We start from the raw sequence: 10329 nt of genomic DNA, 5'->3' as shown, positions 1-10329 counted from the left end.
CTGCTTGACCTCGAAGATCACCGGAATCTCCGGAAAGAAGGTCTCGCGCCTGGCCTGCTTGAAGTATTCGCCGGTCTTGAACACCACCCGGTATTCGCCAGCAGTCAGGGCCTGGCCCGCGGGAAACAGCTCGCTGATCCGCCCCTGCTCGTTGGTCACACCGCTGGACAAGGCTTTCCAGTCCTGGCCCACATGCTGCTCCAGGGTCACCTTGACCCCCGGCGAGGGCAAACCGTTCTCCAGGTTCAGCACGTGCACGCTCAAGGGATTGCCCGCCGCCAGGGCCAGGCTCGACAGCCCGCAGAGGCCGACAGCGGCCAGACTCTTACGCAAAAAATTCATGAAAGACTCCTCAATGCATTGATCAAAAAACAACCACCCGACGCACCTCACAGTGCGGCACGCAAACCGACTTTCTGCGCCGCCTTGAGCGCACATTCCTCGTCCTGCGCGGCACCCCCGGCACCGGCAATCCCCATCGCGCCCACCAGCTCCTGGCCGGCGAACAACGGAATGCCGCCACCGAGCAACAACAGCTCCGGCAAGGTATTGAGATTGGCCGCCTCGGGGTTATTGCGCGCCCGTTCGGCGAACAGCCGGCTCGGGGTCTTGGTGGACAGTGCGGTATAGGCCTTGCGCTGGCTGGCGACGGTGTTGTGCGGGCCTACGCCATCGCTGCGCAAGGTCACCAGCAGGTTGCCGCCCCGGTCCAGGACCGCCACCACGGCCGTGCACTGGGCCAGGCTGGCGTCTGCCAACTGACGGGCAGTGGCCAGGTCCAGCTCGGTGTGACGGGGCAGTTCCAGGGCGGCCAGGGCGCTGCCGGCAAGGCCCAGACCAAGACTTAGAACAAGGGTTTTGCACATCATGGGAAGGCTCCGCAAAGACAGGCCGCCACCTTAGCCAGCCGTCCTCGTCAGAACCTCGTCAGTTGGATTACAAGTTTGTAATGGGCAAGCGCATCGCAGGCGCCTAGCCTGTGCCGATCATTCCCGAGGTGCACCATGCGTTTGCTGGTAGTTGAAGACGAAGCCAAGACCGCGAATTTCCTTGCCAAGGGCCTGGGGGAGTCCGGGTTTGCCGTGGACGTGGCCCTCAATGGCCTGGACGGGCGCTATTTCATCGAGCAGCAGGAATACGACCTGATCATCCTCGATGTGATGCTCCCCGGGCTCAACGGCTGGCAGTTGCTGCAACTGATCCGCCAGCGCGGCGCCACCCCGGTGCTGTTCCTCACCGCCAAGGACGCCATTGAAGACCGGGTCCGTGGCCTGGAGCTGGGCGCCGACGACTATCTGCTCAAGCCCTTCGCCTTTGCCGAGCTGCTGGCCCGGGTCCGGACCCTGCTGCGCCGCGGACCGCTGCGTGAAGCCGAATCCTTCAGCATCGCCGACCTGGAGATCGACGTGCTGCGCCGTCGCGTCAGCCGCGGTGGCCAGCGCATCGCCTTGACCAACAAGGAGTTCGCCCTGCTGCACCTGTTGGCCAGCCGCCAGGGTGAAGTGCTGTCGCGGACCCTGATCGCTTCCCAGGTGTGGAACCTGAATTTCGACAGCGACACCAACATGGTGGAAGTCGCGGTGCGGCGCCTACGGGCCAAGGTCGACGATCCCTACATGCCCAAGCTGATCCACACCGTGCGTGGCGTCGGTTACCAGCTGGAAGCCCCGGATGCAGCGCTCTAGCTCGATTGCCTGGCGGCTGGCCCTGTCGTTTGCCGCCGTCTGCGCCCTGGTGCTCAGTGGCATCGGGGTGTTTCTCTACCGCTCCCTGGCCGGGGAGATCGCCTACCGTGACGATCTCGCCCTGATGGGCCGTCTGGAGCAGGTACGCGCCTTGCTCCAGGACAGTGACAGCCTCGATGCCCTGCAAGCCCGGCCGCGGCTGTACCAGAACATGCTGGGCAATCAGCAGAGCCTGTTGCTGGTGCTGCGGGCCGACGGCTCGACGGTGATCGGCATCAACCCCCGACAACAGCACTTGCCCGAGTTGAGGCCGATTGCCCAGGAGCTGCGTCCGCAACGCCAGGATGTCAGCCTCTGGGCGGGCACCGATGAGGTCCCGGTAGCCCTGATCGCGGGTCAGGCCAGTGGTCCCAAGGGCGAGGCCCTGACCGTGGTGGCCGGCAAGGTCCTCAGCGAGCGTGAGCAGATACTCGCCAGCTACCGCCTGCGTTTGTACCTGGCCGTGGGGCTGGGGGCGGTGCTGGCCTTTGCCTTGGGGCTGCTGTTGTTGCGTCGCGGTTTGCAGCCCCTGCGCCAGCTCAGCGAGTCGGTACGCCAGATCGATCTGCGCAGCCTTGACCGGCGCCTGCACACCACCGGCATACCCGCCGAGTTCCATGAACCGGTTCAGGCCCTGAACGCCATGCTGGCGCGGCTGGAAGAGAGCTTTCAGCGCCTGTCACAATTCTCCGCGGACCTCGCTCACGAGATCCGCACCCCCTTGCACAACCTGCTGGGCAGCAATGGCCTGGCCCTGAACCAGCCCCGCAGCGCAGCGGAATACCAGGAAGTGCTGGCCTCGAACATGGAAGAATTCGAGCGGCTCACGCGCATGGCCCAGAACCTGTTGTTCCTGGCCCGTGCCGAACAGGCCGAGCAGGTCCTGGATCTGCGCCCGCTATCGCTGGCCGGGGTTGGCGCGCAGTTGTGCGACTACTTCGAAGCCCTCGCCGATGACCGACAGATCCGCCTGGAGAACGGTTTTTCCGGTGAACTGCGGGCCGACCAGCAACTGCTGCAACGGGCCCTGGGCAACCTGCTGGCCAATGCCGTGCGACATGCTGATGCGGATTCTGTGATCCAGCTGCGCCGCCACAACGAACCGGGCTGGTGCTGGCTGCAGGTGCACAACCAGGGCCCGGCGATTGCCCCTGAACATCTGCCCCGGCTGTTCGACCGCTTCTACCGGGTCGATCCGTCCCGGGCCGAACCGGGAGATTCCGGCGGCCTGGGCCTGGCGCTCGTGCGCTCGATCATGCTGCTGCATGGCGGCCAGGTGCGGGTGACCAGTGATGCCCAGGCAACCGTGTTTGAACTGGGTTTTCCCATTTAGAGGCTCAACGCAAACCGTCGCGAAACTGTCCCGGGGTCATCCCGGTCCAGCGTTTGAATGCCCGGCTGAAGCTGCTGGCGTCGGCAAAGCCCAGCAGGTAGCTGATTTCGCTCAGGGAGCATTCCAGGTCCCGCAGGTGCAGCAGGGCGAGGTTCTCCCGGCATTCGTTGAGCAGCGTGTCGAAACGCGTGCCTTCATCCGCCAGATGCCGTTGCAGGCTGCGCAAACTCAGGTGCAGGGCCTGGGCGACCCGTTCCGCGGAGGGTTCGCCCTCCGGCAATTGGGCTTCGATCACCCCGCGTACCTTGCGCTCCCAGGTCAGGGGCCGCAGTTGCAACAGGGTGCGCTTGAGCACGGCTTCGTTGTGCTCGGCCAGTTCCGGGTTGGCGTCGTCCAGATGGCTGTCGAAATCGTGCAGGCCAAATTCCAGGCAGTCGTCGTCGGCGGCAAATTGCACCGGGCAGCGAAACACCTTGTGCCATTGGCTGGGGTCTTCCGGGGCGGGGCGCCGCAGTTGCACCGCCAGTGGCGCATAGTCGCGGCCCAGGCGGTTGCGGCAGGTGCGCACATAGATCGCGGCGAACGCGTCGATGGCTTCGAAGGCTGGCTGCGGTGCGCCTTCGGGCACCTTGAGGAAGAAGCGGTAGCGGTCCGGCTCGCGGGTCAGGGCCAGTTCCAGGGCGTCGCTGACCACCTGGTGATAACGCACGATGCGCTCGAACACTTCCCGCAGGCTGCCGCTGGCCACCAGGGCGTAGCCCAGGGCATGGAAGGTGGTGGGGCTGACAAAGCGCGACACCCGCAGGCCAATGGCCGGATCGCCGCTGGCCTGCACCGCCAAGTGCCACAGGCGGGTGGTGGCCGACAGCGGGTAGCGGGCGTTGGGGTCGTCCATCAATTGCGGGTCGAGCCCGGCCTCGCGGCACAGTGCGCCGCTGTCGAGGTCGAGGGCGTCCAGTTGCTTGCGCAAGGCGCGGGTCCAGCTGGCAAGGGAAGTGGCTTCGGTCATGCGATTGGCGCGTCCGGTCAACAGGTTGGCGTTTACGGCTAGCGCCCGGAGCCGGGGCTCGGGGCAGGATGCACACATCACTGACCAGAGGATGGAATCATGCAGGGTATTTCTGCAAGCCCCGAGCGGATGAACGCACAACAGCGAGCGGCGCACATTCGTCAGGTGGTCCTGGCCCGGGGCGATGAACTGCGCCGGCGTTTCCCCTTGCTGCGGCACCAGGACGCCCTGGGCGCAGGGATTCTGCTATTTGCCCTGTCCGGGATGCTGGGGGCAGCGGCGCTCTATGTCGGTGGCTACCTGGCCGGGTGGGCCTGCCTGCTGCTCAACGCGTTCTTCGCTTCCCTGACCCACGAGCTGGAGCACGACCTGATCCACAGCATGTACTTTCGCAAGCAACGCCTGCCCCACAACCTGATGCTGGCGCTGGTCTGGCTGGCGCGGCCGAGCACCATCAACCCCTGGGTACGCCGTCATCTGCACCTGAATCACCACAAGGTCTCCGGCAGCGAAAGCGATATCGAAGAGCGCGCCATCACCAACGGCGAGCCCTGGGGCATCGCCCGTTTGCTGATGGTGGGGGACAACATGATGGCGGCCTTCATCCGTCTGCTGCGGGCGCCGGGGGCCAAACGCAAGCTGGGCATCCTCACCCGCACCCTGGCGGTGTACGCGCCGCTGGCATTGCTGCACTGGGGCGCCTGGTATGTGTTCCTCGGCTTTCACGGGACCAATGGCGTCGCCGGGTTGCTCGGCAGCCCGATCCAGTGGTCGCAAGACACCCTGGCGCTGATGCACGGCATCGATATCGCCGTGGTGGTGATCATCGGCCCCAACGTGCTGCGTACCTTCTGCCTGCACTTTGTCAGTTCCAACATGCACTACTACGGCGATATCGAACCGGGCAACGTGATCCAGCAGACCCAGGTGCTCAATCCCTGGTGGATGTGGCCGCTGCAGGCCTTCTGCTGCAACTTCGGCAGCACCCACGGCATCCATCATTTCGTGGTCAAGGAACCCTTCTACATTCGCCAGCTGACCGCGCCGGTGGCACATAAAGTGATGGCCGAGATGGGCGTGCGCTTCAACGATTTGGGCACCTTTGCCCGGGCCAACCGCTTTCATCCTCAGGAGCAGGTGCAGGTGCAGGAGGATGCGACGCGCGAGGTGCGGGCGTAGGGCCTGCTGCCAACCAAACGCACCCCGTAGGAGCCGGCTTGCCGGCGAAAGGGCCCTGGAGACTTGTGTTGTTCTGGACGACGCCTTCGCTGGCAAGCCAGCTCCTGCACAGGCCCGCTCTTACACGGTCCGGTTCATAGCCAGCTCCTGCAGGCTCAATCGGGCTGGAACGGCGATTCGCTGAGGATCACTCCGGTTTCATCCACGTAGCGCTGCCACTCTTGCAGCAGGGTGCGCAGTTTTTCCGGCTGGCTGTGGGCCAGGTCGTGAATCTCTCCCGGGTCCTGGCCCAGGTCGTACAGCTGCCAGGTTGCCGGGCCCGCCGGCCCGGGGATGTACACCGCCTTCCATTGGCCCTGGCGAATCGCCCGGCGGCCGAACAGCTCCCAGCCGGTCACCGTGTGTTCGTCGTGCACCCGGGCGGTCTCGCCGGAGAGGAAACCCAGCCAGGACTTGCCCCGCAGTGGCGCCACATCGCGCCCGCGCCAGCGCTTGCCGGGGTGGCGCACGCCGGCCAGGTCCAGCAGGGTCGGGGTGATGTCCATCACCGTGCCGAAGCCGTGGCTGATCTGTCCCTTGAGCGGCAACTGCGGGTAGTGCAGCAGCGCCGGCACACGAATCCCGCCCTGGGTGGTGAAGGCCTTGAACAGCCGTGACGGCGCCGTGGCTGCCTGGGCCCAGGCCGGGCCGTACCAGACGTAGGAGTTGGCCCGGCCGATGTTCTCCAGGCGGTTGTCGTAGTGCTGGTTGAGGTAGGTCAGAAGCTCCGGGCCGAACTTGGGAAAGGCTTCCAGCAGCGCGCCCTCGGCGCCGTTGTCGGACATGAACAGGATCAGGGTGTTGTCCAGCTGGCCCTGCTGGCGCAGGTAATCCACCACTCGGCCGATGTTCCAGTCCATGCGCTCGACCATCGCCGCATACACCTCCATGGCCCGTGCCGAAACCTGCCGCTGTTCATCGCTGAGGGCGTTCCATTCGGCGTTCAGATTGATCAGTGGGTGGGGCTCTACCTCGGCATCGATCAGGCCCAGGGCCTTGAGTTTTTCCAGGCGTTCCAGGCGCAGCACCTCGGGGCCGGCGTCATAGCGGCCACGGTACTTGGCGACGATCTCCTCGGGTGCCTGCAGCGGCCAGTGGGGCGCCGAGAAGGGCAGATAGGCGAAGAACGGCCGGCTCTGGTCGCGCTCCTTGAGGTACTGCAAGAGCTTGTCGCCGAAGGCATCGGAGGAATAGAAACCGGCCGGCAGTTCATCGATGAAGCGGTCGTCCTCGATGTACAGCGCCGGGGTGGATTTGAGCAGTCCGGGGGTGTGTTCGTCGTAGTTGGGCTCGAAGGCGTAGTGGTTGGCCGCTCCTGGCAATAGCGAGAACGAACGCTCGAAACCCCGGGCATGGGGCGCGCGCTCGGCGGTCAGCCCCAGGTGCCATTTGCCGCTCATCAGGGTCTGGTAGCCGGCCTCGCGCAGCAGTTCCGGCAGGGCCACCACGCGCTCATTGAGGTAACCCTCGTAGCCCGGCTTGCCGATCAGTTCGGGGGTCAGGGCCTCGGCCATGGTGCCGATCCCGGCAATGTGGTGGTCGGTGCCGGTGAGCAGCATGGAGCGGGTCGGCGAACAGGTCGGGGCGGTGTGGAAATCGGTCAGGCGCAGGCCACCTGCGGCCAGGGCATCGAGGTTCGGCGTGGCGATCTCGCCGCCGAAGGCTCCGAGGTCGGAGAAGCCCAGGTCGTCGGCCAGGATCACTAGAAAGTTGGGACGTTGCGGCATCGCGGCACTCCTGTTCAGCAAGCAATGAAGGTCAAGGGCAGGTCGCGGATCTGTACCGGCTGCGGCGCCTGGTAGTGATCATCGCTGGTGAGTTCGTGGAGCAGTTCTTCACGCAGTTGGTGGAAGTCGAAACTGCTGCGCTGGCGTGGGTGCGCCAAGGCCACCCGGACCACACGCTTGATCCGCCCCGGGCGCGGCTCCATCACCACCACCCGGTCGGCGAGGAAGATCGCTTCCTCGACATCGTGGGTCACCAGCACCGTGGTGATTTTGGCGCGCTCGCGGATCGCCAGCAGCTCGTCCTGCATCTGCTGGCGGGTCAGGGCGTCGAGGGCGCCGAAGGGTTCGTCCAGCAGCAGGATGCGCGGGCTGGCCACCAGCCCACGGGCAATGGCCACCCGTTGCGCCATGCCGCCGGAGAGCTGATGGGGATAGGCCCGGGTAAAGTCCTTGAGCCCCACCAGCTCGATGAAATCGTCGATCCGCCGCTGGCGCTCGGCAGCGCTCAGGGGCTCGTTGACCAGGCCCAGCCCGATGTTCTCGGCCACGGTCAGCCAGGGGAACAGACGGTGCTCCTGGAACACGATGCCGCGTTCGCTGCCGATACCGCTGACGGCCTGGCCATCGACCCGGATCTCGCCGCGAAACTCGGTATCCAGGCCGACCAGCAGGCGCAGCAGGGTGGACTTGCCGCAGCCGCTGGAGCCGACAATGGCCACAAATTCGCCGTCGGCGATGTCCAGGTTGAATTCGCGGATCGCCTCCAGCTCGCCACCGGCGACGGCGAAGCTCTTGCCCACGTGATTGAAGCTGACCAGGGGTGCGTTCATGCGTGTCTCCAGCGGGTGGCGCGGGTTTCGAGTTGTTGGCCCAGCAGGTTGAGCAGGGCCCCGGTAAGGCCCACCAGCAGCATGCCGGCCATGATCAGGTCCATGCGCAGCAGTTGCTGGGCGCTGATCATCTGGCTGCCGATGCCGCCGTTGGACGGCATGAAGTATTCCGCGCCGATGGTGCCCATCCAGGCGTAGATCAGGCTGATGCGCAGGCCGGCGAAAATTCCCGGCGCCGCGCCGGGCAGCACCAGTCGGCGCAGCCGTTGCCAGAGGTTCAGGCGCAGCACCTGGGCGGCCTCCGCCAGTTGCGGCGAGAGCTGGGCAACGCTGCGCTGGGTGGCGATGAACAACGGGAAGAAGGCGGCCAGGGCGACGAACACCCACTTGGCCAGTTCCCCCAGGCCGAACCAGGCGGTGAGCAACGGCACCCAGGCGAAGATGGCGATCTGGCGAATGGCGGCCAGGGTCGGTCCCAGCAGCCGTTCACTGAGGCGCGACAGCCCCAGCAGCAAGCCGAAGGTCAAGCCCAGTCCGCCACCCAGGGCCAGGCCGCCGAGGGCGCGACCCAGGCTCAGGCCCATGCCTCCCAGCAGGCTGCCGTCCAGCAGACCGTCGACGGTGGTGTTGAGTACCGCCAGCGGGCTCACCAGGATATTGGCGTCGACCCACTGCCGGTCGCTCGCCACTTGCCACAGGGCCAGCAAGGCCAGGGGCAGCAGCCAGGGTTGCAGACGCTGCCAGCCTGCATAGCGCGGGCCACGGCGCAGTGCCGCGGTGGCCGGGTGCGGCCAGTGCACCAGCTGGCGATCCAGCCAGCCGATGCCGCGGTCCATGCACACCCCCAGCACGCCGATCACCAGGATGCAGACGAAGACGATATCCAGCATGAACAGCTGCCGCGCCCAGACCATCAAGTAGCCGATGCCCTCGCTGGAGGCCAGCAGCTCCACCGCCAGCAACGAGGTCCAGCCGGTGGCCAGGGCCAGGCGCACCCCGGCCATGAACGCCGGCAGCGCGGCCGGCAGCACCAGGCGGCGGATCAGCAAGGCCGGGGGCAGGCGCAGCACTGCGGCGGCTTCCCGCAGCTTGGGCTGGGCATCACGCACGCCCACTAGGGTGTGCAGGGTCACGGGGACCACGATGGCCTTGATCAGCACCACCAGCTTGAGCACTTCGCCGATGCCGAAAAACACCATGAACAAGGGAATCCAGGCCAGGGTCGGGATCTGCGCCAGGGCACCGAAGGTTGGGAATACCAAGCGCTCCAGGCGTCGGCTGAAACCCAGCGCGCCGCCCAGCAGGGCACCGGCGGCGGTGCCTGCCAACAACCCCCAGAACAGCCGTTGCAGGCTGATTGCCAAATGGCTCCACAGCTCGCCGCGGGCCAGCTCCAGGGCACTGCTCCAGACCAGGGCCGGGGCCGGCAGGATCTGCTCGCTCATCCATTGATTGCGGCTGGCCAGCCACCACAGGACGAACAGGCTCAGGGGCAGCAGCCAGGGCAACAGGCGCTGATGGATTACGGGCCAGCCGGGGCGTCCATTGGATGGCACCGCCAGGGGCAGGCTGAGCAGGGAAACACGGGCCATGGATGACCTCCGTCGTCGGGTACTGCATGGCGTTGGTTGAAGCCGTAGGAGCTGGCTTGCCAGTTGAGGGCGATGCGGGGCTGGCGGGCCTTTTCGCCGGCAAGCCGGTGTTTGCGTGGTATGCGTTTGTGATCTATTAAAATTCTTATCAATTCTATTAAGAGATAAGAGAAACCATTTAAGGCTTCTGGCCGACACGCATCCAATGCATTTGAAGAATATTTTTCATGCATTTCATGCATGTCCCCGGGGACGCCCGTGACGGCTGGTTTATTCAATATGGTTATTAAAATGTGAATTTATAGTATTTAAATGTTGATCGATTCCGTGCCTACCTTCTGCTCCTCACAGCCTTTGTCAGCAGGAGCCGCACCCATGAACCTTCCCTTCAAACGCGTGATCAGTCTGTTCGCCGCGCCGGCCCTGGCGGGGCTGCTGGGCTGCCTGCCGCTGCTGGCCCAGGCCGCCGAGCTCAAGGAAATCCGCATCGCCGTGCCCGACCTCAGCGCCGGCACCCAGCACAGCGGCGGCGGGGTGGTGGATGTACTGCGCCAGCAACAGATCTTTGAAAAGGCCTTCGCCGACCAGGGCATCAAGATCCAGTGGAATTTCTTCAAGGGCGCCGGGCCCGTGATCAACGAAGCCTTCGCCAACGGTCAAGTGGACTTGGCTTATCTCGGCGACCTGGCGGCCATCATCGGCAAGTCCAATGGCCTGGACACGCGTCTGCTCAGCGCCTCGGCCCGTGGGGTCAAGCACTATCTGGGGGTGGTGCCGGGTTCCGGGATCAAGACCCTGGAAGACCTCAAGGGCAAGCGCGTGGCAGTGTTCCGTGGCACCGCCACCCAGCTCTCGTTCGATGCGGCCCTGGCCAGCCGGGGCTTGAGCGAGAAGGA

10 protein-coding genes are annotated in these 10329 nt (G+C 65.3%); 4 read left to right on the top strand and 6 right to left on the bottom strand.

Going from position 1 to position 10329, the window contains the following annotated elements:
• Positions 1–342 (bottom strand): hydroxyisourate hydrolase (gene uraH, locus BLX41_RS14110; protein ID WP_123725381.1); only part of this gene is annotated, 342 nt, incomplete at its 3' end.
• Positions 343–389: 47 nt separating this feature from the next.
• Positions 390–869, bottom strand: coding sequence for a GlcG/HbpS family heme-binding protein (locus tag BLX41_RS14105; RefSeq protein ID WP_123725380.1), 480 nt, complete (start codon positions 867–869; stop codon positions 390–392).
• A 135-nt stretch (positions 870–1004) separates the two neighbouring features.
• On the opposite strand from BLX41_RS14105, the gene BLX41_RS14100 reads away from it, so the two are divergent.
• Positions 1005–1685 (top strand): heavy metal response regulator transcription factor, encoded by a 681-nt coding sequence (locus BLX41_RS14100; RefSeq protein ID WP_110722539.1) that lies wholly within the window; start codon positions 1005–1007, stop codon positions 1683–1685.
• Positions 1672–3057 (top strand): heavy metal sensor histidine kinase, encoded by a 1386-nt coding sequence (locus BLX41_RS14095; RefSeq protein ID WP_123725379.1) that lies wholly within the window; start codon positions 1672–1674, stop codon positions 3055–3057. Before BLX41_RS14100 ends, BLX41_RS14095 begins: the two co-directional genes overlap by 14 nt.
• 4 nt (positions 3058–3061) lie before the next feature.
• Here the strand turns inward: BLX41_RS14095 and BLX41_RS14090 are convergent, their stop codons facing one another.
• Positions 3062–4066, bottom strand: a complete 1005-nt coding sequence (locus tag BLX41_RS14090; RefSeq protein ID WP_123725378.1) for an AraC family transcriptional regulator — start codon at positions 4064–4066, stop codon at positions 3062–3064.
• A 99-nt stretch (positions 4067–4165) separates the two neighbouring features.
• Between BLX41_RS14090 and BLX41_RS14085 the strand changes: the two genes are divergently transcribed.
• Positions 4166–5245: a fatty acid desaturase gene (locus tag BLX41_RS14085; protein ID WP_123725377.1), complete on the top strand. Its 1080-nt coding sequence runs from the start codon at positions 4166–4168 to the stop codon at positions 5243–5245.
• A 155-nt stretch (positions 5246–5400) separates the two neighbouring features.
• Here the strand turns inward: BLX41_RS14085 and BLX41_RS14075 are convergent, their stop codons facing one another.
• The 3 genes from BLX41_RS14075 to BLX41_RS14065 are packed head-to-tail and all read right to left on the bottom strand — an operon-like array spanning position 5401 to position 9433.
• Entirely contained in the window at positions 5401–7011 is a 1611-nt protein-coding gene (locus BLX41_RS14075) for an arylsulfatase (protein ID WP_123725375.1), read from the bottom strand.
• Between the two features lie 14 nt (positions 7012–7025).
• A complete protein-coding gene (locus BLX41_RS14070; RefSeq protein ID WP_123725374.1) occupies positions 7026–7841 on the bottom strand; it encodes an ABC transporter ATP-binding protein in 816 nt (271 codons plus the stop codon).
• Positions 7838–9433 (bottom strand): ABC transporter permease, encoded by a 1596-nt coding sequence (locus BLX41_RS14065; protein WP_123725373.1) that lies wholly within the window; start codon positions 9431–9433, stop codon positions 7838–7840. Before BLX41_RS14065 ends, BLX41_RS14070 begins: the two co-directional genes overlap by 4 nt.
• 375 nt (positions 9434–9808) lie before the next feature.
• Here BLX41_RS14065 and BLX41_RS35370 point away from each other — a divergent pair.
• The coding region (locus tag BLX41_RS35370) for a PhnD/SsuA/transferrin family substrate-binding protein (protein WP_259744911.1) at positions 9809–10329 on the top strand (521 nt) is incomplete at its 3' end.

It is taken from the genome of Pseudomonas protegens (assembly GCF_003732485.1).
GTDB classification, from domain to species: Bacteria; Pseudomonadota; Gammaproteobacteria; order Pseudomonadales; family Pseudomonadaceae; genus Aquipseudomonas; species Aquipseudomonas protegens_B.
Note: the sequence above shows the minus strand (reverse complement) of the source record. Positions and strands in the feature narration are given on the sequence as shown.

What these genes read in the sequence shown, in the direction of transcription:
- BLX41_RS14085 (WP_123725377.1), top strand. Translation starts at nt 4,166, where the DNA reads ATGCAGGGTATTTCTGCAAGCCCCGAGCGGATGAACGCACAACAGCGA.
- BLX41_RS14075 (WP_123725375.1), bottom strand. Translation starts at nt 7,011, where the DNA reads ATGCCGCAACGTCCCAACTTTCTAGTGATCCTGGCCGACGACCTGGGC.
- BLX41_RS14090 (WP_123725378.1), bottom strand. Translation starts at nt 4,066, where the DNA reads ATGACCGAAGCCACTTCCCTTGCCAGCTGGACCCGCGCCTTGCGCAAG.
- BLX41_RS14105 (WP_123725380.1), bottom strand. Translation starts at nt 869, where the DNA reads ATGATGTGCAAAACCCTTGTTCTAAGTCTTGGTCTGGGCCTTGCCGGC.
- BLX41_RS14095 (WP_123725379.1), top strand. Translation starts at nt 1,672, where the DNA reads ATGCAGCGCTCTAGCTCGATTGCCTGGCGGCTGGCCCTGTCGTTTGCC.
- BLX41_RS14065 (WP_123725373.1), bottom strand. Translation starts at nt 9,433, where the DNA reads ATGGCCCGTGTTTCCCTGCTCAGCCTGCCCCTGGCGGTGCCATCCAAT.
- BLX41_RS14070 (WP_123725374.1), bottom strand. Translation starts at nt 7,841, where the DNA reads ATGAACGCACCCCTGGTCAGCTTCAATCACGTGGGCAAGAGCTTCGCC.
- BLX41_RS14100 (WP_110722539.1), top strand. Translation starts at nt 1,005, where the DNA reads ATGCGTTTGCTGGTAGTTGAAGACGAAGCCAAGACCGCGAATTTCCTT.